The sequence below is a fragment of the Chlorobaculum sp. 24CR genome, from assembly GCF_004118635.1.
Lineage (GTDB): Bacteria > Bacteroidota > Chlorobiia > Chlorobiales > Chlorobiaceae > Chlorobaculum.
The window spans coordinates 129,232-154,777 of record NZ_SDGU01000009.1; the positions used below are offsets into that span (position 1 = coordinate 129,232).

Annotated in this window: 22 protein-coding genes; 16 read left to right on the plus strand and 6 right to left on the minus strand. The window is 54.8% G+C overall.

Going from position 1 to position 25,546, the window contains the following annotated elements; genetic code table 11:
• Positions 1 to 3: 3 nt before the first annotated feature.
• Positions 4 to 957 carry a CPBP family intramembrane glutamic endopeptidase gene (locus tag EST62_RS02325; RefSeq protein ID WP_129050482.1) on the minus strand — a complete coding sequence of 318 codons (954 nt, stop codon included), beginning with the start codon at positions 955 to 957 and terminating at the stop codon, positions 4 to 6.
• Between the two features lie 243 nt (positions 958 to 1,200).
• Between EST62_RS02325 and EST62_RS02330 the strand changes: the two genes are divergently transcribed.
• Complete coding sequence (locus tag EST62_RS02330) at positions 1,201 to 2,253, plus strand: NAD-dependent epimerase (RefSeq protein ID WP_129050483.1); 1,053 nt, start codon at positions 1,201 to 1,203, stop codon at positions 2,251 to 2,253.
• A 118-nt stretch (positions 2,254 to 2,371) separates the two neighbouring features.
• Here EST62_RS02330 and EST62_RS02335 read toward each other — a convergent pair whose 3' ends face one another.
• Positions 2,372 to 3,805: a glycosyltransferase family 87 protein gene (locus EST62_RS02335; protein WP_245153414.1), complete on the minus strand. Its 1,434-nt coding sequence runs from the start codon at positions 3,803 to 3,805 to the stop codon at positions 2,372 to 2,374.
• A gap of 264 nt (positions 3,806 to 4,069) precedes the next feature.
• Between EST62_RS02335 and EST62_RS02340 the strand changes: the two genes are divergently transcribed.
• Positions 4,070 to 5,371, plus strand: a complete 1,302-nt coding sequence (locus tag EST62_RS02340) for a glycosyltransferase family 87 protein (protein WP_167599127.1) — start codon at positions 4,070 to 4,072, stop codon at positions 5,369 to 5,371.
• A 22-nt stretch (positions 5,372 to 5,393) separates the two neighbouring features.
• Here EST62_RS02340 and EST62_RS02345 read toward each other — a convergent pair whose 3' ends face one another.
• The 3 genes from EST62_RS02345 to EST62_RS02355 form a co-directional block, all read right to left on the minus strand.
• The gene (locus tag EST62_RS02345; protein WP_129050486.1) at positions 5,394 to 7,205 is read right to left on the minus strand and encodes a hypothetical protein; all 1,812 of its coding nucleotides are present in this window, start codon (positions 7,203 to 7,205) and stop codon (positions 5,394 to 5,396) included.
• Positions 7,206 to 7,502: 297 nt separating this feature from the next.
• Complete coding sequence (locus EST62_RS02350; protein WP_129050487.1) at positions 7,503 to 7,868, minus strand: EamA family transporter; 366 nt, start codon at positions 7,866 to 7,868, stop codon at positions 7,503 to 7,505.
• Complete coding sequence (locus EST62_RS02355; RefSeq protein ID WP_129050488.1) at positions 7,865 to 9,301, minus strand: UbiA family prenyltransferase; 1,437 nt, start codon at positions 9,299 to 9,301, stop codon at positions 7,865 to 7,867. The genes EST62_RS02350 and EST62_RS02355 overlap by 4 nt, the downstream gene beginning before the upstream one ends.
• A 544-nt stretch (positions 9,302 to 9,845) precedes the next feature.
• Between EST62_RS02355 and EST62_RS02360 the strand changes: the two genes are divergently transcribed.
• From EST62_RS02360 to EST62_RS02375, 4 genes are all read left to right on the plus strand, one after another.
• A complete protein-coding gene (locus tag EST62_RS02360) occupies positions 9,846 to 11,144 on the plus strand; it encodes a nucleotide sugar dehydrogenase (RefSeq protein ID WP_129050489.1) in 1,299 nt (432 codons plus the stop codon).
• Positions 11,145 to 11,147: 3 nt separating this feature from the next.
• The gene (locus tag EST62_RS02365) at positions 11,148 to 12,215 is read left to right on the plus strand and encodes a glycosyltransferase (protein ID WP_129050490.1); all 1,068 of its coding nucleotides are present in this window, start codon (positions 11,148 to 11,150) and stop codon (positions 12,213 to 12,215) included.
• 159 nt (positions 12,216 to 12,374) lie between these two features.
• Complete coding sequence (locus EST62_RS02370; protein ID WP_129050491.1) at positions 12,375 to 13,427, plus strand: glycosyltransferase; 1,053 nt, start codon at positions 12,375 to 12,377, stop codon at positions 13,425 to 13,427.
• A gap of 32 nt (positions 13,428 to 13,459) precedes the next feature.
• A complete protein-coding gene (locus EST62_RS02375) occupies positions 13,460 to 14,572 on the plus strand; it encodes a glycosyltransferase (protein WP_129050492.1) in 1,113 nt (370 codons plus the stop codon).
• Positions 14,573 to 14,602: 30 nt separating this feature from the next.
• Here the strand turns inward: EST62_RS02375 and EST62_RS02380 are convergent, their stop codons facing one another.
• Positions 14,603 to 15,370, minus strand: coding sequence for a hypothetical protein (locus EST62_RS02380; protein WP_245153406.1), 768 nt, complete (start codon positions 15,368 to 15,370; stop codon positions 14,603 to 14,605).
• Between the two features lie 99 nt (positions 15,371 to 15,469).
• Here EST62_RS02380 and EST62_RS02385 point away from each other — a divergent pair, with 99 nt between their 5' ends.
• The 10 genes from EST62_RS02385 to EST62_RS02425 all read left to right on the plus strand — a co-directional run bounded on the left by EST62_RS02385 (position 15,470) and on the right by EST62_RS02425 (position 25,510).
• The gene (locus EST62_RS02385) at positions 15,470 to 16,567 is read left to right on the plus strand and encodes a glycosyltransferase family 9 protein (RefSeq protein ID WP_245153408.1); all 1,098 of its coding nucleotides are present in this window, start codon (positions 15,470 to 15,472) and stop codon (positions 16,565 to 16,567) included.
• 52 nt (positions 16,568 to 16,619) lie between these two features.
• Positions 16,620 to 17,591, plus strand: a complete 972-nt coding sequence (locus EST62_RS02390) for a hypothetical protein (protein ID WP_129050494.1) — start codon at positions 16,620 to 16,622, stop codon at positions 17,589 to 17,591.
• A complete protein-coding gene (locus EST62_RS02395) occupies positions 17,588 to 18,763 on the plus strand; it encodes a glycosyltransferase family 4 protein (protein ID WP_167599128.1) in 1,176 nt (391 codons plus the stop codon). The genes EST62_RS02390 and EST62_RS02395 overlap by 4 nt, the downstream gene beginning before the upstream one ends.
• 2 nt (positions 18,764 to 18,765) lie before the next feature.
• Positions 18,766 to 19,776 carry a glycosyltransferase family A protein gene (locus EST62_RS02400; protein WP_129050496.1) on the plus strand — a complete coding sequence of 337 codons (1,011 nt, stop codon included), beginning with the start codon at positions 18,766 to 18,768 and terminating at the stop codon, positions 19,774 to 19,776.
• A gap of 73 nt (positions 19,777 to 19,849) precedes the next feature.
• A complete protein-coding gene (locus EST62_RS02405; protein WP_129050497.1) occupies positions 19,850 to 20,791 on the plus strand; it encodes a hypothetical protein in 942 nt (313 codons plus the stop codon).
• A gap of 341 nt (positions 20,792 to 21,132) precedes the next feature.
• A complete protein-coding gene (locus tag EST62_RS13365) occupies positions 21,133 to 21,294 on the plus strand; it encodes a hypothetical protein (RefSeq protein ID WP_167599129.1) in 162 nt (53 codons plus the stop codon).
• Between the two features lie 59 nt (positions 21,295 to 21,353).
• Entirely contained in the window at positions 21,354 to 21,911 is a 558-nt protein-coding gene (locus tag EST62_RS02410; protein ID WP_167599130.1) for a glycosyltransferase domain-containing protein, read from the plus strand.
• Entirely contained in the window at positions 21,851 to 22,081 is a 231-nt protein-coding gene (locus EST62_RS13945) for a glycosyltransferase domain-containing protein (RefSeq protein ID WP_371414669.1), read from the plus strand. The genes EST62_RS02410 and EST62_RS13945 overlap by 61 nt, the downstream gene beginning before the upstream one ends.
• A 217-nt stretch (positions 22,082 to 22,298) precedes the next feature.
• Positions 22,299 to 23,420 carry a glycosyltransferase family 4 protein gene (locus EST62_RS02420; protein WP_129050499.1) on the plus strand — a complete coding sequence of 374 codons (1,122 nt, stop codon included), beginning with the start codon at positions 22,299 to 22,301 and terminating at the stop codon, positions 23,418 to 23,420.
• Positions 23,421 to 23,470: 50 nt separating this feature from the next.
• Positions 23,471 to 25,510 carry an acyltransferase family protein gene (locus EST62_RS02425; RefSeq protein ID WP_129050500.1) on the plus strand — a complete coding sequence of 680 codons (2,040 nt, stop codon included), beginning with the start codon at positions 23,471 to 23,473 and terminating at the stop codon, positions 25,508 to 25,510.
• Positions 25,511 to 25,546 lie beyond the last annotated feature (36 nt).

A 25,546-nucleotide genomic window follows, 5' to 3' on the forward strand; every position in this document is an offset into this window, starting at 1 on the left:
AGGTCAGCGATGCCCGCCAGGCATCGGGTTATCGGCATCCTGCAATGCCGGCTTCACCGGAAAATGCCGGATCAGCAGAAAAAATAGAGACAACGAAACCGCCACCAAAACCCACCACGGCCACCAGACAAGCACTCCGGAAACCGCGTCAGCAGCGCCGCCTGAATCGACGCCGGTTTTCAGCAGAACCAGCGCAGCCAGATTGTTCGCGCCGTGAGCGGCAGCAGGGGCGAGAAGGTTGTCAGATTTCAGGTAAATATAGCCAATATACCACCCAAGCAAAGTCAGGGGCACGAAATTGAACCACGCCATGTGGAACAGCGCAAACACCGCTCCGGTCAGGAGCACCGCTCTTTTTGGGGACAGACTCAGGGCGAGACCTTTCTGGATGTAGCCGCGGAAAAACAGCTCCTCGCAGAACGCCGGAGTGAGCACAAGCACCAGAATCGACAGAAGCAACCCCTCCATCGATGCGCCACCAGCCAGCGTTCTGAGCAAAAGATCGAGTGCCGCCTGATCCTGCACGATTTTTTTACCGGCGCTTCCGAACCAGGGAAGCAGCAGGCTCTGCAACTCAAGGATGGTGTAGAGCGCGGGTTGCAGCAAGAGCATTCCGGCTCCGGCCATCAGGGCCGGGCGAAGGCCGTCCCGCTTGCCGATTCCCAGCCAGTCGAGCGTCGCCCTGCCGAACAGTCCGCCGCCGCTGAAGCGGCTCACCAGCCAGAAAACCGGCAGCGCGAGCACGGCAACCTGCCCGAAAGCCTGAGCCAGCAGAAGCTTCGAGACGACCGGAGCCGTCGCCCCCCGAAACCCTTCGCCCAGAGAGACGCCGCCGGTCGCCAGCAAGGTGAGCAGCGAACCGGCAATCGGATAGACGGCAAGAACGGAGAGCAACACCAGCGCAATATCCAAAAAAGCCGGATGCCGGTGCTGTTTCGAGTCTTCAGTGAAATTCATGCAGCGCGGTTCAGCAGTTGGTGATTGATTGCTTTCATGGCAGGCGGAAAGATACCCTATTTTCGTAAGAGTGGACAATGAACAAACATGGCCAGCGTTTTCATCCTGAATGAAACGCTTTTTTTACCAAAAAGCTGATTATCTTCAGAGGCATAAACGCATTCCCTACGCTGCTCAACCTCCAAGGAGTGCGCCTGTTCCCGATAACCACCCGGCAAACGGGTATCAATTCATACCTCCCGCATGAAAATTCTCGTTACCGGCTCCGCCGGATTCATCGGTTTCCATCTTTGCGAACGCCTCGCTTCAAGGGGTGACGAAGTGGTCGGCATCGACAACATCAACGACTACTACGACCAGCGGGTCAAGTATGGACGACTCGCCTACTCAGGCATCGAGGAGTCCGCTATCGAATACGGCAAGCCGGTACAGTCATCGAAATATCCCGACTACCGCTTCGTCAAGCTCAATCTCGAAGACAAGGAGGGCATCGACAATCTGTTCAAAACGGAAAAATTCGACGCGCTCTGCAATCTGGCCGCCCAGGCCGGCGTCCGCTACTCCCTGACGAATCCCGGCTCCTACGTCAACTCGAACATCGTCGGCTTCGTGAACCTTCTGGAGGCGGCCCGCCACAACAGCCTCGGCAACTTCTGCTATGCCTCAAGCTCGTCGGTTTACGGCCTGAACGAACACCAGCCCTTCTCGGTGCACGACAACGTCGATCACCCGGTCAGCCTCTACGCGGCAAGCAAGAAATCCAACGAACTGATGGCCCACACCTACAGCCACCTGTTCGGCATCCCAACCACCGGCCTGCGCTTCTTCACGGTTTACGGCCCTTGGGGACGGCCCGACATGGCGCTCTTCCTCTTCACCAAGGCCGCGCTCGAAGGCCGACCGATCGACGTTTTCAACTACGGCAACATGCAGCGCGACTTCACCTACATCGACGACATCGTCGAGGGGGTCGTGCGGGTGCTCGACCATCCGGCCCAGCCGAACCCCGACTGGAGCGGAGCCGCGCCCGATCCCGGCTCGTCATCCGCGCCGTACCGCGTTTACAACATCGGCAACAACCAGCCGGTCAAACTGATGGATTATATCACGGCCATCGAAAAGGCGCTCGGAAAAACCATCGAAAAGAATCTGTTGCCCATGCAGCCGGGCGACGTTCCTTCGACCTACGCCGATGTGAGCGATCTGGTCAAAGACCTCGGCTACAAACCCGAAACAACGGTACAGGAGGGCGTCAACCGCTTCATCGCCTGGTACCGTGAATTCTTCAAGGTCTGAGCGGTCGCAAACAGCCCGTAGCCGGATATGAAAATAAAGCCGAGGCCGGAGCAACTGAAACTCCGGCCTCGGCTTTACCCTTTTGTCATCTCGGCGAAAAACCGGATGGCTCCCGCGTTCATGCCGAAGTCTTCGCAATCTTCGTCTCGACCGACAGCAACCGGTACAGCAGCACCAGCACCATGGCAGCGCCAAAAAAGAGGTACGATTGCAGGAAGTTCAGGTAAGTATTGGCGAACTGGTCTGTAAAACTGTCAAGCTTCTGGCTCACAAGGAAATAGGAAACCAGCAGATACGCCTCCGTCCACTTGCCAAACGGCCTGCGAGCAATGGCCGCAGGAATAAGCACCGCGAATATCGGCAGCACTATCCCGTAATGATGCTCCCACGCCACCGGAGAGGCAATGGTGACACTGAGGAAGATCAGCGCCAGATCGAGAAGCTGTGGTTTCTGCCGCACCCGCCAGAGCAAAGCAAATCCGAGAATGATGACCGAGCTGACAAGCGTTGTGTAATAAACTGCCGGATTGTAAGCAGGAAAGCTATCTTCCAGCCATTCGAGGTTGTTCCCGTTGAATAGCAACCGGTTCATCACGCCATTCACCGACTGGTTCGGAAAAAAGCTCTCACCCCTCCGGCTGATAAATCGCAGAACATCGAGATACCCGACAACATTATTGAATCCATACTCCAGCACCGAAACAACTTGCAACAGGCCTGCCGTGACCAGCAGGAAAACGGAAAACTTCCACTCTTTCCTGAAAGCCGCCCACAGCAGCACAACCGCATATTGAGGCTTGATGGAGCAACAGAGACCAATCAGAAAACCGGCAAGAATTTTACGATCTTTGCTCCATGCAATCAGGGCGGCTGCCGTCAGACAGGTGAGCAAAGTCTGAATCTGACCAAGATAGCAAGACCTGGTCAGAGGATAAAACAGAAAGACCGACGCAAAACTTATCAGCAACAATGGGAAACGGAACTGTTTCCTGCTATCGAGGCCACTCCGCACGCCCTGTTCACCATAGCGAGAGGCTGTGTCGAAAAGCAGATAATAGATCATGAAGCCCATAGCGATCAGGCCGATCCAGGAGAGCCGGTTCAGCACGATAGAGACGGAACTCCAGTCTGCGGAAAACACTCGCTGGGGAAAATCAACAAGGAGCAAAGAGCTCAGCGGATACTGGAACTTTATCTTGTCCGTAAAAAAAACGCGCTCAAAAAGTGACACTGGATTCTGCGGATCAGCCCTCAGTCTGTTCAGTGCTTCAAACATGACACCCCACGAATCGTCACCGCTTTTGAACCCCAGCACATTCAGCGTCTGGAGCATATATCCCGCCGTCGTGTTCTCCGGCTGATGGAACCAGACAGCCAGCATAGCACTGACCAGCACAGCACTGACCAGCATCGTCAGCAACAGCAGATAGCTCCGGTTGAGCAGAGAATGTTCCCTGTACTTTTTCAGCCTGAACCCGTCAGGAGCACTGTCCGAAAACAAATACAGGAACAGAACCGCCGACAGCACAGCCAGAATAAGAATCGACACCATGATATTCACGGAAATTATTTTATTGTTACCAAGCCTTTTTCCACCAGAATATTACTGAAGAGCACCCGGAAAAACTGATTATTGAGCTGAATTCTCTGTCTGGATTGTTCAGGGAATTTGCTTGAGACTGACAATATTCAACCACGCTCAGACAGATTTCATCCTTTAACGCCAACCGTTGCGGACAATCAGCAAGCAGGCCCTGCTTTTTTTATAAAGCGGACAACTATCAGCTTCACCTTGCACCGATTTCAGATACAGCCCATGAGAAACAACAGTGAATTGAACGATGTACCCCTCGACAAAAATTTTCCCGGCACGGCGCGAAAAATCGTTTTGCTTCTGCTGGTGGTAGCAATCGGCTGGTACCTGTCCAAAACCTACTCGCCACGCTTGTTAAATGATTTCCCTGCCTATTATGACGCGGGTCGTGCCGTGCTGGATGGCCGAATAGGCGACTTGTATTTAAGCAAATCCACCTTCACCAACCTTCCGGTTCTCAGCCTCTTCTGCGTGCCTCCAGCCATGTTCGGGTATAGCACTGCATGGCACATCCTGTGGTGGATTTGCATCGTTGCTTTCGCAAGCACATTGCTGCTACTTGTCAAAACTGCCCAGTCACGAATGCCATCGGATGCAGGAGCGGCACTCCTTCCCGCACTGATTTTTCTTGCTTATGCTCCGCTTATGTACCGCTGCCTCGATCTTGGACAGACCACGCCACTGGCCGTCCTGCTCCTGGCTATCTGCATATTTTTGCTGCTGCGAAAACAAAATATCGGCGCGGGCATCGCACTCGGCGCTTTGTGCGCTCTCAAAATACCACCGCTGCTGCTGCTGGTAGTGTTTGCTGCGCGACGGCGCTGGACGACGGTAGCTACTTCGGTTGCCGTGCTTCTCCTCGCAGTATTGGCTTCTTGGCTCTGGGTCGGCACAGAAATCATGAGTCAATATGCTGAACGCATTTTCGGTGCAAACACCCATGGAGGTCTGGCCGTATTCAACAATCAAAGCCTCGATGGTTTGTGGATGCGTGCGTTCAGCAGCGCTGGCCTGACCGACTGGACGCCTTCACCACGGCCACAAGCCGCTGTTGTTGCTCTCTTTCTCTCGTTACTGGCTGTATCCATGGGTGTCGTATTTGCCGGATGGAGATTCTTCAATGTAGCACCTGCGAGCATCAAGCGCACAGGTGATCCAGAAACTGTCGAACTTGAAGTGATTCTGGCAGCGGCACTTATGGTTCTTGTTCTGCCCGTAACCTGGACGAACTACTTCCTGTTCCTGTCGGTACCCTTCGCGCTATTCCCGATCTGGTGGCGAAGGAGTAATTTGCCCTACTACCGGATTGCAACAGCAGTGCTGATCGTTGGCGTTTTACTGACCGCATGGCCACATGTGCATGAAAACGAATACTATTTCGCCCGCGAGACGCTCTTTTCACTCAGACTCATTCTTGCCGGACGCACCGTCGGCGCGCTTCTGCTGCTCGGCCTTTGCTTGGCTGGCATGAAACTTTGGACAAAATCCCGAACGAAAGAAGCGACTCCCGGACAATCAGATTAAACAGCCATGTCGCCCCTGCGATTTAGCGTACTTCGTACAGAACGTAACAGGGCGTCCGTTTCAACAGCTCGCAGGAGATCGGAACGCTTGCCTTTGGATCATGCAAAAGCAGGTAACGGATGCCGTGCGCCTTGGCGTATGCCACCATCTCTTTGGGTGTATGCAGGGCAGAGACCTCGCGGAATCGTGTTGACCACTGCCGGTAAAAGGATGGGTACCACATAACCGCGCCGCCCTGCCTCCACGACACCCAGACTTTCCGGCGCGCCTGCAACTGGAAATAGTCGGTATGGTCGATGTCATCGAGCGGCAGCAAAAACGGGCCGTGAAGACTGCTGTTCCGGATCCAGGACACCATTTCCGTCCAGCTTCGCCTTACGGGATATTTTCGATTGGCGTACAGTTTTTCCTCGAAAATATCCTTATAACAGCTCATGGCCACCATGAAGCACAGCAAGAGAAGCGCCACTGGACCGCCGACGCTCACGTGACGATAACGTCCGAACGCCAAAAGTGCTGAAACCCCAAGAATTACGGCAAGCTTCCCCGCCTGTATCAAGATGAACGGATATGGAGGAATAGGTGAAAACAGCGCCAACACGCAAAGCGCCAGGCAGACAAACGCAAGCGGGCGGCGCCACGCCCTGACCCACCGAAAAATTCCCGACCGGTCAAAACGGGTAACAACACCATCTCCGGGCAATGCCAGAAGCATCGAAGCGAGAAGCACGATCATGCCGATGAGCCTCACAGGCAACAGCGCAAGAGAGAGCAACACGACCGCCCCGATGGTTCGCATCGCCAGCTCCTCCTTGTTCAGCAACAGCCTCACCCCCGCCAAAACGATCACCACCGTCGCCAGCGCCTGCCCGAGACCCGCCGCGCGGATCAGGTGCAGATTGAAAACGAAGCGGTTATTGACGAGATAAGGCAGCGGAATGCCGACGAGCAGCAGCAACAAAGCGCCAAGCTGAATAGCGATCCAGAAGCGGCTGTTCGGCAGATGCCTGGAGGCCAGAAGACCGGAACCGACCAGCATGAAATGCTTCAGCACCAGCATCCGGTCAACCGACTCAAGCAGAAAGTGCACCTTGCAGTACGTGCGGATATAGTCGATGTAGCTGAAATCGACCTTTTGGTGCTTGCCGTTAACGATGAAATAGATCCAGAGCGCCACCGGCAAGGCAAACAACAAGAACCCGCCTGCGGCTTTCAGGAACGCCTTCACGGAAAGCGGCCGCTTCACCAGGAGCAGCGCCACCGTATTCATGACCAGAAGCCAGATGCCGACGAAAGCGTTGATCGAAAACGCAATCCCCACCATCGCATAGGCCAGAGCGATCCGGTCTTTGCAGAGCAACCCCACGGAGAGAAACACGAACACCCAGGTCAGCTCGGTTTGCGTGAAAAATGGCACGAACATGTCGTGGTCTCCGATGATGGAGCTGCCTTGCAGCAAGGGCGTCAGCGCCAGCACGGTCATGGCCAGCAGCAGTTCGACCGGCTTCCGGAATCCGGCGGCTCTCGACAGATAGACCAGTCCCGCAAACCCGGCAATCTTGCTCGCCAGGCTTACGAAGTAAAATACCTGCCGGACATTCTCCTCGGTGGTAAAAGCCCTCATGATCGGCAAAACGATCGACGTAAAATTATTGAGCGTTGCGTAAAACGCATCGTTGCGGAACTCAGGTAACTCAGAAAGCTTCAGTATATACGGAAGGTGAAAGATGTTGTTGTAGATGCCGAACTGAAACCCGACCAGCATACTCACCACGTAGCCAAATACCAGCGGAATCAGCACATAGCTGACGATGTTCCATATCTTTTCAGGCATACGGCCGTTGAAACCATCTTTCATGCTAACACACATCAGGAATTACGGCAATATCCGAAAGGCACGCCAATGCTTTTCGGTGATACCGGGAATTCGATTGAAAAAAACTGAAGCGTTCGTGAAAAGCGGCAAGATCAGGGGAAAAGCAGACGGCCCGGCTACCAGTCGCAACATCAACGTCAACCGGCAAAATCCAGAGAGCAGCGAACGGCGACGTCAAAAGCGAATGGTCAAAACGGCTTCGACGGGCGGCGCAAAAACACTCAATGACACCAGGCATCAGCATCCGGATCAGGATCAGGAGTTCGAGATAAACCAGATGCCGAGGCAGATCATGCCGATACCGACGCCCCTTGACCATGTCAAGTGTTCGCCAAGCATGGCGCCAACCGCCGCCGTCACCACAAAGCCAATTCCCACAAGAGGATACGCCTTGCTCACGTCCCATTTCGAGAGCACCCACAGCCAGACCACCGCGCCGATTCCGTAAAGCAGGAAGCCGCCAACCACGAACTTGTCAGTCAGAACCGTCAACAGGGTCTTCGTCGAGAATGGCTGCTGCATCGCCGTTTTGACGGCATCTGCCGACATGCCCGCCTTGAGCGAAAATTGCGCAGCCGCTGAAATCAGGATACTGCAAAGCGCAACGATAAAGGTACTCATGGGAGGAAATTGACCGAAATGAAACGGGCCAAGAACGTTACGACAATCATGAACAGCACGATGACCTGGCTCCCCTTGTCTGTAATGGCGAAAATCACCGGATCGTCATGCATCTGCCCACGCGACGTCTTGATCCACAAGCGCGACTGCCAGTAAATGAGGGCAATGGCGATCAACCACAACATTTCCGGCGTTGCGTACCGGATAATGGTTTCTGGGGCGCTGATAAACAACCCGAACACCACCACGGCGGCAAGCGACGAGCCGACACCCAGCGGCCACAAAACCCTCAGATCCTCGACCCGGTAATCACGACCGTAGGTGCCCATCTTCCCTTTCTCGTCCATCGCCACGAGCTCCGCGCATCGCTTGACCAGCGCCAGACTGAAAAATATAAAGACCGAGAAAGCCATCAACCAAAAGCTCGTCTTCACGCCGGTGGCAACCGAACCGGCCAGAATGCGCAACGTATAGAGCAGGGCAAGCATCAGCACGTCGATCAGCACAATCTCCTTGAGCACCAGCGTATAGAAAACCGTCATCATAACGTAGAGCATCAGCATCACAAAAAAGCCGTTCGACAGCCAGAGCGCTGTGCCGACAGCGACCGCCATGAGCACGACGCTCATGGCGACGCCGCTCATGACCGAAAGTTTCGCGCTGGCGAATGGACGAAGGCGCTTGCGAGGATGGGCGCGATCGTTTTCGATATCGAGAAGATCGTTGAAAATGTAGGTGGACGAAGCGGCCAGCGAGAACGAGCCAAATGCCACCATCGCCTGAATCAGGTGACCGGCATTGGTCATGTTGAAGGCGGTCAGCAACGGCACGAAGAGCAGAAGATTCTTGAGCCACTGATGCACACGCAACGCTTTCAGCAAAACCTTGAAGTCCGGCGCAGGCCACTTGAACTCGCGTTCAACGGAGACATGCGGCCTTACCGACCTGGCGACTTGCGAAGGAACTCCCACCAGAATAGCGTGCTTGCATGACATCCAGATGGGAATATCCGCCCGGCTGTTGCCGGCATAGACAAACTGCTCTCCCAGACTCTGACGAATCGCCTCCAGCTTCGCCTTGCCTTTCAGATTGTGCGTGCCATCGGTGGCCAGCACCTCGTCGAAGATATCGAGATGAACCGATACGGCTTCGGCAATCGAACGGTGCGCGGCAGTGGCCAGCACAAGACGGCGACCCTTGGCCTTTTCCTCTTTCAGATACTGGAGAAACGGCTCGTTGTACGGCAACAACTCCCCTGAAATACTGCTGTGATCGGCGATGCGACTCTTGAAAACCGCGCGCTCCTGCCGCCCCAGACCAACAACCCTGAACAGATTGAGGGGCGACTTCCGTATATACTTCAAAAGTGACTCGACCAGGGTATCAGTCGGGGTAAGGGTTCCGTCGAGATCAACAACTATAGGAAGATTCATTATCCTGACTCTTGCAAGTTAGCTCGTGAGCGGGCGGCCTGCTCCAATCACCCGGCACACGATCAATAGCCGAAGAATACCAGTACTGCTTGCAGCATCTCCGAAAAAATGAATACTAACCATCGCACAAAGGGCTGTGCCGTCATCAATGATTAATTTGTGACGAGACTCTGGATTTCAGCCAGAGTGGAAATTCGGACGAATGCATGAAACTGCGTCAATACAGCAAATGGTCAGTATTTTATCTTAATAAACGCTTTGAAATACAAATCTCAAACACCTCAAACATATAAACTTGCGCCTGATCAAGGAATTGATACAGCTAACATCTCTTATCCAGACCTCTTACCGCCATGACCAGCACAGATAGGTCAGCAGAAAATCACGATGATTTCTTATCTTAAAAGACAAAAATTCTATGCCATTCGGGTTTCTGACCTGAGCTTTACCCGCAAGGAATGAACATTCGCATCGCCTGTCCGTGGAATAAATCTCCAGCAAATCCATAGCCAACTATCAGAATAAAAAACACTTAACCGGCAAAATGGAGAACACCAAAATCGCGTTGATCGGCTTGGGCTACGTCGGCCTGCCTCTCGCCGTCGAGTTCGCGAAAAAATTCCCGGTGGCCGGCTTCGACATCAAGCAGGAGCGGATCGAAGAGCTCAACAACGGGTGCGACTCGACGCTCGAAGTCGATGCGGAGGCCCTCGGCGCGGTGCTCACGGCGAGCAACCCGCTGAGCGCCGATGGCGACAAGGGCCTCTTCGTCACCTCCTCGATCGCGGAGATCGCCAAAGCGAACATCTACATCGTCACCGTGCCGACGCCGACCGACAAACACAACCGCCCCGTGCTCACCCCGCTCATCCGGGCGAGCGAAACCGTCGGGCGGGTGCTCGATAAAGGCGACATCGTAATCTACGAATCGACCGTCTATCCCGGCGCTACCGAGGAGGATTGCGTGCCGGTGCTCGAACGGGTCTCGGGCCTCTGCTTCAACCGGGACTTTTTCGTGGGCTACTCTCCCGAACGGATCAACCCCGGCGACAAGGAGCACACGGTCGCGAAGATCAAAAAGGTGACCTCCGGCTCCACGCCCGAAGCCGCCCGCAAAATCGACGAACTGTACGCTTCGGTCATCACGGCGGGCACGCACCTGGCCTCGTCGATCAGGGTCGCCGAAGCGGCCAAGGTGATCGAGAACTCGCAGCGCGACATCAACATCGCCTTCGTCAACGAGCTGGCGATGATCTTCAACCGCATGGGCATCGACACGCTCGACGTGCTCAAGGCCGCCGGGACGAAGTGGAACTTCCTGCCGTTCCGGCCCGGCCTGGTCGGCGGCCACTGCATCGGCGTCGATCCCTACTACCTGGCGCAGAAGGCTCAGGAGTACGGCTACCATCCGGAGATCATTCTGGCGGGCCGCCGCCTGAACGACAACATGGGTCGCTACGTCGCCTCGGAGGTGGTCAAGCTGATGATTTCGCGGGATATGAAGGTCAAAGGCGCGAAGGTGCTCATGCTCGGAATCACCTTCAAGGAGAACTGCCCCGACATCCGCAACACCCGCACGGTCGATATTGTGGCCGAGCTGCGGGAGTACGGCGCGCAGGTGCACATTCACGACCCCTGGGCCAACCCGGAGGAGGTGCGGCATGAATATGGACTCGACTGTATCGACGCGCCGGTCGAAGGCGGCTACGACGCCATCATTCTCGCCGTCGCGCACGCGGCGTTCGCGGAGATGGCTATCGGCAAACTCCGCTCGGGCGATAACGCCGTGATCTACGACGTGAAGGGGGTGCTGCCAACCGGCACCATCGACGGCAGATTGTAACGGATGAAGCTTCTCTTCGTCAACTCCGCGCGGGAGTGGGGTGGCACCGAAAAATGGACGCGGATGGCCACCCGCAAGCTCTCAGAGCAGCATGAGGTCTCGCTCATCTATCGCAAGGAGGTGGTGGGCAAAAACTTCGACCTGCCGAAATTCCGCCTCCCCTGCCTCAGCCACATCGATCTCTACACGCTCTTGCGGATGGTGGCGATCATTCGCCAAAACGGCATCGAGGTCGTCATCCCGACCAAGCGCAAGGACTACCTCCTCGGCGGTCTGGCGGGCAAGATCACCGGCGTGCCGATGATTCTGCGGCTCGGCGCGGACCGCAAGCTGAAATGGCCCTGGCAGCGCTTCATGTACCACACCCTCAGCAGCGGCATCATCGTCAACGCGAGCAAAATCAAAAAGACCCTGCTCGAAACCGGCTACATACCCGAAGCGAAAATCCGCGTCATCTACAACGGCCTCGACACCGCCGAACTCGACCGGCGGCGCTCGGAACAGCCCGTCGCCAACCCATTCCCGGTGACGATCACCGGGCTTGGGCGTCTGACGTGGAACAAAGGGTACGACTTTCTCATTCGCAGCTTCGCGCGCTTCGTCAAGCACACCGGCAACCGCGACGCGGGAATCGTGCTGATCGGCGACGGGGCGCAGAAAGAGGAGTTCACCAAACTCGCCGCCGAGCTGGGGCTGCGGGAGCGCGTGCTGTTTCCGGGCTTCCAGCAAAATCCTTACCCGTGGCTCGCCGCGAGCGACATTTTCGCCGTCACCTCGACCAACGAAGGCTTGCCCAACGCCCTGCTCGAAGCGATGTACCTCGGCAACGCGCCGGTCAGCACGCGGGCGGGCGGCGTCGAAGAGGTGATCGACGACAGCCTCAACGGCCTCCTGCTCGACTACGGCGACGAGGAGGCGCTGTCGAGTGCCCTGCAACTGCTCGTCGAATCGCCGGAGCGCCGGGCGGAGTTCGCGCGGCAAGCGAAGGCGCGGATCATCGAACAATTTTCGATGGAGCGGATGGCAAGCGAAATCGCCGGCTTCTGCCGGGAGGTGGCGGGAAAACGATGAAAATGGCTTGAATTCATGGCGAGGAAACCGCAGAAGCGAGCACGGAAGTCGTCCGTATGACAGCACAAAAAAAACAGACGCCGCAAGGTCGCCGACGCCTATTCAGAACACCGTAACCCGTTTTTTTATTATGACTTCGGCAATCAGCCCCTATGAAACATGAACATACTTTTCACCTGCTCCGCGCGAAAATGGGGCGGCAACGAAGCCTGGGTTCTGAATGCGGCGCAAGTGCTCGGCAAAAAGCATGACGTCAGTCTGGCCTATCGGGCCGATGAGGTGGGAAACCGCTTCACCGTGGATAAATACCGGTTGCCGTTCATGAACGAAGCCGACCTGCTGACCTTGGGCAGACTGGTCTCCATCATCAGACAACGCCGGATCGATGTGGTCGTCCCGACGAAACGGAAAGACTACTTCCTCGCAGGCATCGCCTGCCGGATTACCGGCGCAAAAAACATTCTGATTCTCGGCATTGTCAGAAGTCTGGAGAAGACGCTCGTCAACAATCTGGTATATAACATCCTGGCCGACGGCATCATGGTGAACGCGCAGACCATCAAGGAGGTGCTGCTGCAATCCCCGTTCATGAAACCGGAAAAGATCGCGGTCATCCCCAACGGCATATCGATCGATCGCGGCGGCATCGTTCCCGTGAAAAAGGCGTTCGATTTCATGGTCACGTCACTGGCCGAGTTGAGCGAAAGAAAAGGGTTCGACTTCCTGATCCGCGGATTCGCCAGATTCGTCAAAGAGCATGGCATTGCTGACGCCGGTCTGCTCATCATGGGATCGGGCGGCCAGAGAGAAAAGCTCGAAGCGCTCACGGAATCGCTCGGCGTCAAACGCTTTGTCATCTTTGCCGGGTTCGTGAAAAATCCTTACCCTGACCTCTTGGCCAGCGATGTTTTCGCCCTGACCTCCAAAAACGAGGGTATTCCGTATGCCATCATCGAAGCCGCATTGCTGGACAACGCGATCATCACCACCAGGGCGGGCGGAACGGAAGAGCTGCTCGAAGACAATGAACACTGCCTCTATGTCGATTACGGAGACGAATCGCAGCTCGCCACCCGGTTTCACCGTTTATACGAGGACAAAAATCTCAGGACGCGACTTTCCGGCAATGCAAGAGAGATCACCCTGGAACGATTTTCATCGGAAAAAATGGAAAAAGAGATGATCGCTTTTTTCCAGAAAATCCGAAACTGACAGAGCCTCCCTGGCATGACAAAACCGCATCCATGAACATTCTCTTCATCAACTCCATCGGCCGCAACAAATTCGGCGGCGGCGAAAAGTGGATGGTCAACGCCGCCAAAGGCTTGACCGATCGCGGCCACAACGTGGTGCTCGCCAGCAAGCGCAACTCCCGGCTGCTGGAGTACGCCGCCGGGCGCGGCGTCCGCACCGAAGCGATGGAGATTCGCGGCGACTTCAGCCCGCTGGCGACGCTGAAAATCGCCGCATGGATGAAAAAGCACCAGACCGACATTCTCATCTGCAACCTCAACAAGGATGTGCGCGTGGCGGGCCTCGCCGCGCGGCTCGTCGGGCGACCCGTGGTGCTGGCGCGCCACGGGATGCTCTTGTGCAGCAAGAAATGGAAGCACAAGCTCTCGCTCACCCGCCTGACCGACGGCATCATCACCAACAGCCGCACCATCCGCGAAGCCTACGCGGAGTACGGCTGGTTCGACGAAAATTTCGTGAAGGTGATCTACAACGGCCTCACGATTCCCGGCAACGTCACGACGTTCGACTTCGCCTCGCGCTACCCCGGCAAAAAGATCATCTACAGCGCCGGACGCCTCTCGAAGCAGAAAGGCTTCGAGTACCTCATCGACGCCGCCGCCATGCTGCAACGCAAGCGCAGCGACCTCATCTTCGCCATTTCGGGCGAAGGCAAGCTCGAAATCGAGCTGAAAAACAGGGTCTCGGCGCTCGGACGCGAAGAGTCGTTCATCTTCCTCGGCTTCACGCCCGACATCTACCCGTGCCTGAAAGGGTGCGACCTCTTCGTGCTGGCCTCGCTTTTCGAGGGGATGCCCAACGTGGTCATGGAGGCGATGGCGATGCAGAAGCCGGTCGTCGCCACCGACGTGAACGGCGCGCGCGAGCTGATGGGCGCGAGCACCGAAAGCCTCGACTGCGACACCGGCCTCATCATCCCGCCGAAAGATCCGGCGGCCATCGCCGAGGCGATCGAAAAAATCATCGACAACCCCGCAGCGATGGCGGCGTTCGGCAAGGCCGGGCGCGAGCGCGTCGAAACGCACTTCACCGTGCCGATCATGGTTGACAATCTCGAAAAGCATCTGAAAGCGAAGCTCGCCGAAAAAGCGCGACGGGGCTGAACGGAAAAAAGGGAACGTGACGGCTCGTTGTCACGCCTCGTCCGAGGCGGGGTAACGCGGAACGAGATGCTCCAGCTCTGGCTCGGTGGTGAAAAGATTGTAGCGACGGGCCAGCTTGCGAAGCACCTTGACGTCGGCGAACACATGCTGCGGCAGATCGCGCCCGTGGATGTGCCTGCCATCAAGATATTCGTCCCGTTTCTGAGCGCCGATGCCGCAAATGACGTAATCGGCATCCCGGCCATGATCGGCGATAGCAAAGACGAGCGCGAGAATGCCTGTCGATGGCCGGAACACCGACCCGCAATCCTTGCGTCTGTCGAAGAGGCGCTTGAGAAAAGTGCTGGTCAGCGAGCCAGCATAGCGGATTTTTCTCCGCATCGAGAGCCGGAAGAACTCGCCGGAGACAATCGGATCGTAACAGCCGCTGAGCCTGCCGACCAGCGCCCGCCGCTCATGCGCCGCCACCGCCTCGACCGGCAAGCGGAACCCTGCCTCGGTGAGCACCTCTTTCAAAAACTCGAAATAGCCGCTTCTCGTCAGAATCATCTTGTCGGGCCGCGACGCGATAATCATCTCCCACTGCCGCACATTCATCTCCCGGTTTGGCGCTCCCTCCCGGCGCTCCTTCGGATGGATCGAGTCGGGACTCAACACGCTCACAACCTGCGTGAACCGGCTGACCGCCTCCGCGTAGTAGCCGATAGCGGCGTTGGCGCAATAGACCGCGTCTCCCAGAGGAATATCCGCACCCGGTTTCGAGCCGAGCACCACGACCAGCTTTTTTTTCAAGCTCATGGTTTGAAAAGATTACTGCCAGGAAAATCGATGGACCTGCATAAAGATAAAAAATGGCGTACATTGATTGCTCCGATAACGAAAAATCCCGAAACATCGATGACGCCGGATGCGGCCCGGAAAACCAGCCCGGAGATGAAGCCCCGAAAAAAGAAGAAGCGGCAGTTCCGCCAGCTTTTCGCCCGCTCGCTGCAACGCCTCGCCCGCACGAGAAGCGGCAGCGCCGAATTCAGCGGGCCGCTGAACTCCGTTGCCATCCTCGCCCAGGAGAAGCTCGGAGACTGCGTCTTGCTCACGCCGCTCGTCAGGAATTTGCGCCGCGCCTTTCCCGATCTCGAAATTCACCTCATCGCCTTCAGCCGCGCCTCGGCAAATTTCTTCATGAACGACCCGCTGGTGACGGCGGTGCACCTCGTCAAGAAACAGCCCCGGCGCTATTTCCGGGAGGTGCTCGCCCGCGAGTTCGACCTGCTCTTCAACACCAAGGATCACCCCTCGACCTGGTTTTTGCTCCAGTCGGCGCTCATCCGCGCCCGCTTCAAGGTGGGACACAAAAACCCTTTCCACGAAGGACTTTACGACCGGTTGCTCGACACGGAGTTCCACAGCCACATGGCGGTGAAAAATTGCGCCCTCCTGCCGCTGCTTGGCGTCACGGCGGAGACGGGGGCGTGTCGTCCGTCGCTGCCCGCCATGCCGGTGACGGAGGAGCTGACGGCGTTTCTCGGCGAAATCGCGGCGCTCGCGCCCGTCGGCGTCAACATCAGCGCAGGCGAGCCGAACCGGCTCTGGACGGAGGCGAAGTGGCGGGCGCTGCTCGAACGCTTCCCCGGCGAGCGCTTCGTGGTGCTCTCCGGGCCGGACGATCTGGATGCCAAGCGCCGCCTCGAAGCGCAGTGCCCGAACGTCGTCGCCTCGCCGCCGACGCGGAACCTCTACGAAGCGAGCCGCATCGTGTCGAGGCTGCGGCTGCTGGTGACGCCCGACACTTCGATGGTGCACGTCGCCTCGGCCACCGGCACGCCCGTCGCCGGACTGTACCGCGAAGCACCGCAGGACATTTCGCGCTTCGGCCCCTACGCCATTCCGTACGAAATCGTCATCTCGCCCACTGGCGAAGTGAGCGGCATCGAGCCAGGCGAAGCCGCTGACGCCGTGCGGCGGCTCACGGCCCGCGCCATTGGGAAAGAAACGTGAAATCGCCTAAATTGACGGGCACAATGTCTCCGTTCAAGCATCGCCCCGACACATGACCCTCGTTCTCGGCATCATCACCATCCCGCTCCTCGCTGGACTCGGCTTGCTCGTCAAGTACCGCATCAAGCGCTGGAAGCAAAAACAGCGGCGGCAGCAAAACGATGTCTGGTCGATCGGTTTGTATGAAGGGCCGGATCCCGTCACGCTCGCGCCCGCACCCGGAATCCGCAATCCGATCCTGACGGCGAAGGAGGTCACCGATGTGCCCGCGAGATTCGTCGCCGATCCGTTCATGATCGAGCGCGACGGAGCGTTCCACCTCTTTTTCGAGCTGCTCAACACGAAGCGGAAGATGGGCGAAATCGGCCATGCCGTCAGCGACGACCTGAAGACATGGCGCTACAGCCACGTCGTGCTCCGGGAACGGTTCCACCTCTCTTATCCGTATGTTTTTGAACACGATGGCGAGATGTACATGATTCCCGAGTGCGCCAAATCGAAATCGATCCGGCTCTACAAGGCAGCCTCGTTTCCGGACGACTGGCGGCCAATCGTGACGCTCCTGCATGGCGACAAACGCAAGGTGCCGCTGCTCGACCCGTCGATCGTCTTCCACGACGGCCACTGGTATCTCTTCAGCTACATGCGCAAGGTGAACAATCTCCATCTGCATGTCGCCGAAACGCTCACCGGCCCGTGGACCGAGCACCCGGCAAGTCCCGTCTTCAGGAACAGCGACCACTTCGCGCGACCCGGCGGTCGGGTCGTCAGGGACGGCGCGGTGCTCTACCGCTTCGCGCAGGACGGCCAGCCTCGCTACGGCAGCAAGGCTTGGGGCTTTCGCATCACCGAGCTGACGCCGACCACCTACCGCGAAGAGGCGGTTTCCGACACTCCGGTGGTGCAGGAGGGAAACGAGGTCTGGAACGGCAGGGGGATGCACACCGTCGATCCGCACCGGATGCCCGATGGCCGATGGATCGCGCTGGTGGATGGACTCAGAAACGGCAACATGGCCAAATGAAAAAGAAAACCTTCGTCATACTCTGCTCGGAATATCCGCCTTACATGGGTGGCATCGCGCTCTGGGCGGAGAACCTGCTGAAGACGCTGACCGCGAACGGTTACGAGGCCGTCGTGCTGACCCACCTTACCCGAAGCCACAAGAAAAAGGGCGTCCGCTCGACGCGGGAGGTGCGCTACCTCGCCGGGCACGACTGGCAGAAGTTCCACTGGCTCTACCGGCTTCCGACGCTGCTGAAGTACATGGCGACGCGCAGGGAGCTGATTCTCGTTGCCGCGACCTGGGACGACCTGCAAATCATCCATCGCCTCAAGCCGCTGTTCGGGTTCAAAATCTATTGCGCCTCGCACGGCACGGATGTCACCAAACACGTCTTTCCGAGAAAGCACAAGGTGATCGAAAAAATCAACCGTATTTACGGCTCCGCCGATCTCTTCATGCCGGTCAGCAAGTCGCTCGACCTCATCGCCCGGTCGATGTACCCGAATCTCCGCTGCCCAAGCCTCGTGCTCGGCTGCAATGTGCTGACCGATGTTTTCGTCCCCGAACATGACCCGGAAAAGAAGAGGGCGCTGCGCAAGCAGTTCGGCATCGCGCCGGAGTGCAAGCTGCTCGTCACCGTGGGCCGCATGGTAGCGGTCAAGGGGTTCCGTCATGTCGTCATGGCCGTGGCCGCCCTGCGCGAGCGTTACCCGGATATGACCTACATGATCGTCGCCGACCGTGACGAACCGGAATGCTTGCTGCTCGACAGGCTCCTCGAGGAGCTGCATCTCGAAGAGCGGGTACGCATCCATCCCAAGATGGACAACCGTGAGCTGCCCAAACTCCTCCAGGCTGCGGACATTTTCGTGCTCACCTCCGAGCCGGTCTATTACCCGTCCTATCAGGAGGAGGGATTGCCGAGAGTGATCCCCGAGGCGAGCGCCTGCGAGATTCCGGTCATCGTCAGCACCACGGGCGGACTGTCGGAAGGGGTGATCGACGGGCAAACCGGACTGGTCGTGCCGAACGGCGACCAGGAGGCGTTGAAGCGAAGCATTTGCGCTCTCCTCGACGACCCGGAAAAGGCGCGCGAAATGGGAAGAAAGGGACGGCAGTTCGTGCTCGAACAGTTCTCCGACACGAGCATGACCGCCAAAATTCTCGCCATGGCCGCAGAGGAGCAGTAAAGATGCCGCAGCCCACGGTCACCGTTCTCATGCCCGTGCACAACGGGGAGCGCTACCTGAAGGAGGCCATCGAGAGCATCCTCGCGCAGACCTTCGCGGATTTCGAGTTTCTCGTCATCGACGACGGTTCGACCGACCGGAGCCGCCAGATCGTCGAATCGTACGGCAACCCGAGAATCGTGCTCGTCGCGAACGCCGACAACCGGGGCACCGTGCACGTGCTCAATCAGGGCATCGCACTGGCGAAAGGCAGGTACATCGCCCGCATGGATGCCGACGACATCAGCCTCCCAGAACGGCTCGAAAGGCAGGTGCGCTTCATGGACGAACACTCCGAAGTCGGTGTTTCGGGAGCGGGCATGCGCGTCCTCAAAAAGGGAAAGCTCAAAAACACCATGATGCTGCCCACGGGCGACCAGGAACTCAAAATCCAGCTCCTCTTCAGCACCTGTTTATACCACCCGACGGTCATCATCCGCACGGAGCTGGCAAAAGCGCATCCCTATCCGGACAATCTCGTTTACACACAAGACTACAACTACTGGACGCGACTCGCGCCCCTCGCCCGCTTCGCCAACATCGACGAAATATTGCTCCATTTCCGCGAGCACGAGGGGCAGATCAGCACCAGAAAAGCTGACTTGCAGATCACCAACGCAAGAGCATTGAGGACGGAATACCTGAAGCGACTGGCGGGCGAGGTCTCTGACGAACAGCTTGCGATTCACCACGCCATCGCGGAAAACCGGAACGACATCGACCTCGAACAAGCGAAAGCGTGGCTTGAAGAACTGGTCGGGACGAACGACGCGACGGGGATGTTCGATGCGGAGATATTCCGCCGCGAAATGGGCCGAAAGTGGTGGCTTGTCTGCCGGAAGAATACCGGGCACGGCAAAGCGACTTTGCGAGTGTACCGCTCGTCATTTTTGCAACCGCTGTACCGGCCAGAAATAAAAAAATACCTGAAATTCCTGCTGCGTTGCATGACGAAGAGTGTCAAAATCAGCTAATGTGAACCCAATCTGAAATGAAGTAGAATTCAGGACTATTTTTTTCAAAAAAACAAAATAACCCGAGCAACACATGAAAAAAAAGTTAGGGCTATTCCTTCCGGAAGTCAGCGATGATTACAACAAGGTATCCGCCTCGATATGGATTCGCGCCCTGCAAATGGTTACGCATTACAAGAACCTGGGATTTGATGTCTCCATCAACAAGCCCTTGAGATTTTATGATATAGCGATAGTCTATCGACTGGCGACAAAAAAGAACTTGCTTCTTTGCAAGGCACTGCGAAAAACAGCCAAAAAAGTGTACTTCGATTCCGTCGTCAACTATTTTGTTGAACATAGTGGCTGCAATGCAGAACAGGTATATTATCAAAAAAAAATTGCCGAGGTGTGCGACGGCATCATTTGCAGCACTGAAAATATTGCCTCTTATGCAAAGCGCTTCAACAGCAATATCCATATAATGGATGATCCTATCGACACCGAATACTTTCATCTTCAAAAATCGAACATCAATTATCAAAACCCTATATTTGGCTGGTCTGGCGTCTCCAGCAAAGCACACTTTCTCAATAATTTCAGCAGCATCATTGACAACAAAATAATTTTGATTTGCGATGAAAAAATTCACAATCAGAAAATTGATTTTAACTTCAAATACATGCCATGGAGATACGAGACATTTCCAAATCATCTCATGGATTGCGATATCGCCCTCTTGCCGAGAACCTATATAGACGATCCATATAATCTTGGACACAGCTCTTTCAAGGCATTGGTTTTTGCAATAACAGGCATCCCCATTATTGCCAACAAATTACCATCGTATGAAAAACTTGCGTCACTATATGAATCCATAGTTTTTCTGGAAGAAAATGCCGATAATATAGATTCATGTATTAACAAACTGATCGCCAAACCAGCTCCCGACACAACAAAGATTCGATCTTTTTATTCATGCGAAAATCAGGCGTTACGCCTGCGAGACTTCTTCTTCAATGAAAACACCATCTAAGCATATGGCAGTAAAAATGTCTCTATAACAACGGGATAATTGCTAATTCAGCAACGCTCACTTGCAATGAACTTGTTTTTATAAAGCGCAAAAAAGCAGAGCCAGTCATTATTTTTTATCGCCAGAAAAATTATTTTGACTTTTAAAATTCACTAACAAAATCATAAAAAAGATAGAGCTTCAATACGAAGCGAATACACAAAATATAGCGATACGAACGCTTTTTTATGCCCCCTACCCCTTTTCTTCATTTACAACATTTCGCTCAAAGTCTGGAAATGGAGCGGCATGCTCGAACGCGAGCTGACGCCGTACCGGAAGTATGTCGAAAAAGGGTACGGGTGTCGTTCATCACCGACGGCCGCCAAGACAAAAAGCCTTACCCGGAAAAACCGCAAGGCATCGAAATCCTCTACAACGAGTTCAGGCGGCACTCCCGGTACGAAGAAAACCCGAAAATCCTGCTCGAAGCTATAGCGGCAGGCTCTGCGGTCATCCACTAACTCGATCAACGACTTTACGGCACAACTCCACTTCAAAAACAATGAATGAACCTTGGCAAATGAACAGCAAAATTGTGGTTTATACGGCGCTTTTTGGTGAGTACGACGACCTGAAAACCCCTCCGGAACCGATCGATGGATGCGATTTCGTCTGCTTCACCAATAACCGCAAGCTCATATCCGGAACATTCGACATACGATACCTCGACCTCAAAGGCATGGATAACACCAGGCGGAACCGCATGGTGAAACTGCTCCCCCACCGGTTCTTTCCTGATCACGAATATTCAATCTACATAGATGGCTCAGTCTCCATAAAACGAACCGATATAAGGGACTTTGCCTTGAGCCATCTGGTTAAGCACAACTGGGCTGCATTTTCCCACTCAAGCAGAAACTGCATCTATGAAGAACTCGAAGCCTGTATCGAACGGCAGAAAGACGATCCGGTAACCATGAGGCGACAGATCAAGCACTACCGCCGCATGGGCCATCCGGAAAAGTATGGCCTGACGGAAAACACCATATTCTTCGCCGCCATAACCAGCCCAACATCATTCGATTTTCTGAACTCTGGTGGCAGGAGCTGCAACGGCACAGCAAACGCGACCAGCTAAGCTTTGCGTATGTTGCCAGGAATGAGCAGCTCGAATACGCTCTCCTGCCCGGAACAATCCGGAATAACGACCACTTCGAGATACACGCCCACAAGCACAAGAAAACGCCGGCACAGAAGCTTCTGAAATCACTGAAAAAAACATTTTCAAAACAACAAAACCTGACCTGATGACCAGAAGCCTGTCCGTCCAGGCACGCCAATCCGGGAAGCCGAGATCGAAAATTTCGATTCGATTTGTCTATTTTACGCCAGTAGATTTTCTCACTTTTCAATCGCATGGCAGTGAAAGTCAGCGTCGGCATACTTATAATGGCTGACTCCGGCATCTTCAGGCAAAGCTGGCATTGTTCTGACCTAACTCCTTGCACAACAACGTGATACGCCAATGCACCTCGTCCTCTTCTTCACCCACGACACTTCGCTCAGGGCCTGGGAGCGGAGCGGGATGCTCGAACGCGAGGTGGCGCTCTACCGGAAGTATGTCGAAAAGGCTGTGCGGGTGTCGTTCGTCACCTACGGTCGGTGGGACAAACAGCGCTACGCGGAAAAACTGCGAGGCATCAAAATTCTCTGCAACGAGTTCAGGCTGCCGCTCGGCCTCTACACCCGGATGATCCCGCTCCTGCACGGCAAGGTTTTGCGGCAGTGCAGCGTCATCAAGTCCAACCAGACCCCCGGCGCTCTGACGGCGCTCGCGGCGGCGCGGCGCTACAACAAGCCCATGCTCGCCCGCTGCGGCTACATGCACTCGGAGTTCGTCGCCAACCAGCACGGCGCGGACTCTCAAGAGGCGCGGCAGGCGCTCGACGACGAGCGGAAGCTTTTCGGCCAGGCCGACGCCATCGAGGTGACGACGCCGATGATGCGCGACAGCATCATCGAACGCATTCCCGGCAGCGCGACGAAGATCACCGTGACGCCAAACTACGTCGATACCGAGAGCTTTTCGCCGCGAGATGCCGAAAAAGAGATCGACCTGCTCTTCATCGGCAGGCTCAATCCGCAAAAAAATCTGGAGGCGCTCCTCGATGCGCTGCGCGGACTGAAGCTCAAAACGGTCATCATCGGCAGCGGCCCGCTGGAAAACGAGCTGAAAGAGAAAGCTCGCGCCCAAGATCTCGACATCGACTGGAAGGGAAATCTGCCCAACACCGAACTGCCGGGATTTTTGAACCGGTCGAAAATATTCATCCTGCCCTCCCATTACGAAGGCCACCCGAAAACCCTGATCGAAGCGATGGCGGCGGGCGCCACTGTCATCGGCGCGAACGCGCCGGGCATCCGCGAGGTCGTCACGCACGGCAAAAACGGCTGGCTGTGCGAAACCAGCGCGGAGAGCATCCGAAAATCGATTACGACGCTCATCGATTCAGAGCAGCTCAGATACGATCTCGGCAAGAACGCAAGAGCCTTTGCCCTCGACAACTACTCGCTCGACATCATCGCCAGGCGGGAATTGGCGCTGCTCGAAAAATTGAGGCGTTGCGAAATTTCACGCGATAAATAATAGCGAAACAAGCAAAAACAGACTTTTATCCGGCACCATAATTATAGAACATGAAAATACATTATCGCCCTGATATTGATGGATTAAGAGCTATTGCAGTTCTGTCTGTTCTTTTCTTTCATACAGAAATACCTGGTTTTAGTGGCGGATTTGTTGGTGTCGATATTTTCTTTGTCATTTCAGGATACCTGATTACCCTTATTCTCCTCAAGGATATTGAAGAGGATAAATTTTCCATTGTAAGGTTTTACGAAAAAAGGATCAGACGAATTTATCCCGCGCTTTTTGCCGTCATCTTTTTCATACTCATTGCAGGCTTTTTCTTCATGGCTCAGGATGCTTTCGATGCGCTTGGAGAAAGCATTACGGCAGCCACTCTTTTCTGGTCGAACATCCTGTTTCAAAAACAATCTGGCTATTTTGAAGCACCATCGTTTCAAAAGCCGTTGCTTCATACCTGGTCGCTGGCTATCGAAGAGCAATACTACGTTATATTCCCACTACTCCTATCACAGCTCCATAAGTTTAAAAAGCAACAAGCATTCAACATAATACTGCTCCTCTGGATTATTTCTTTTGGATCAAGCATCTATTACATTCATGATTACCAGCGGGCAACTTTTTATTTTCTTCAATTCCGCGCCTGGGAGCTCCTGACAGGGACTCTTTTAGCTTTTCATGTATTTCCTTCATTGAAGTCGGAACGCTTTCGCGATGCGGCCTCCTTGACAGGACTAATCCTTGTTCTGGGAAGTGTCTGGTTCTATAGCGAAAACACCCTGTTTCCCGGCTTGAGCGCATTTGTCCCGGTGCTTGGCGCAGGTTTGATTATTCATAGCGGCATCAACATTGGCCAAAAAGAGTCTGGTATTGGCAACAGAATTTTAAGTTTCAAACCGCTCGTCGTCATCGGATTGATCTCTTATTCCCTCTATCTCTGGCACTGGCCGATTCTTGCCTTCGAGAAGTACCTGATTTTCTGGCGCTATGGGCTTCCCGATGCCATCACCATTATAGCCATCTCGCTTGCGCTTGCATTCTTGTCATGGAAATATATCGAAAAACCGTTCAGGAGCGGCAAGGCCCTGCTACAGCAAAGAGGCCCCCTTTTTGCTGTAGCTCTAACGATAATGTTTGTCAGCGCAGCCTCGGGCAGAGTTATCCATTTACAGCAGGGCATGCCATGGCGAAATAACCCCGGTGCAACAATCAGTATGAAAACCGATCCTGCATGGATTGAGCATGAGGCAAGAGACAAGTGGATCGATGGCATGAAAGATGGCAATCAGCCACCGGTCATCGGGTTTTCCAGGTCAACACCATCATTCGCATTGTGGGGAGATTCACATGCCGTGGCGCTTGCATCAGGCCTTGAAAAAAAAGCAATGGCTTATCATGTTTCCGGTTACAATATCAGCCGAACCGGTGTGCGCCCCTTGTTGGGAATGGATCGCATCAGAGGAGAACACGATGAGGTCGGACATAATAACGCCGTCATCAACTTCCTGCGCCACCATCCTGAAGTCAAAACGGTTATCATTGCTGCGGAGTGGTCTGATATTCCGTCAACTTCGTATCGCGATATTTACGATCAGTTCCATCAGGGTGAAAGCCAGGAAAAGCTACTGAGAACAGGATTATCGCGATCTGTTGATACACTTCGTTCGATGGGTAAAGACGTAATAGTGGTAATGGATGTGCCGAGGCTCAAAAAAGACCCGAACAGTTTGCTATTTATCAGTAAACGCTTGAACATCCCGGTTTCCGTTATTTCATCAAACAAGGAGGATTATTTTGAATTGAACAAAATACCTTTCAAGGCAATACATGATATATCAGAGAATAGAAATATAACAGTGCTTCATCCTGAAAAAATGTTGTTTGACAGTTCTGGCAAAGCGTTGCCAATGCATTCAGGAAATTTCCTCTATGTTGACGACAACCATCTGTCAGCATATGGTTCAGCTTATGTATCCGTGATATTCAACCCTTTATTCACTCAAAAAGTAGCTAATAAAAAAAATGATTTTAAAATAAAGGATCCTCGAAGCAGAGCTTCGAGGTATTTAGAAGAGTTGGAGCTGCTGTGAATGCAACTTTTTATACTCAATTTCTCGACCTTGACT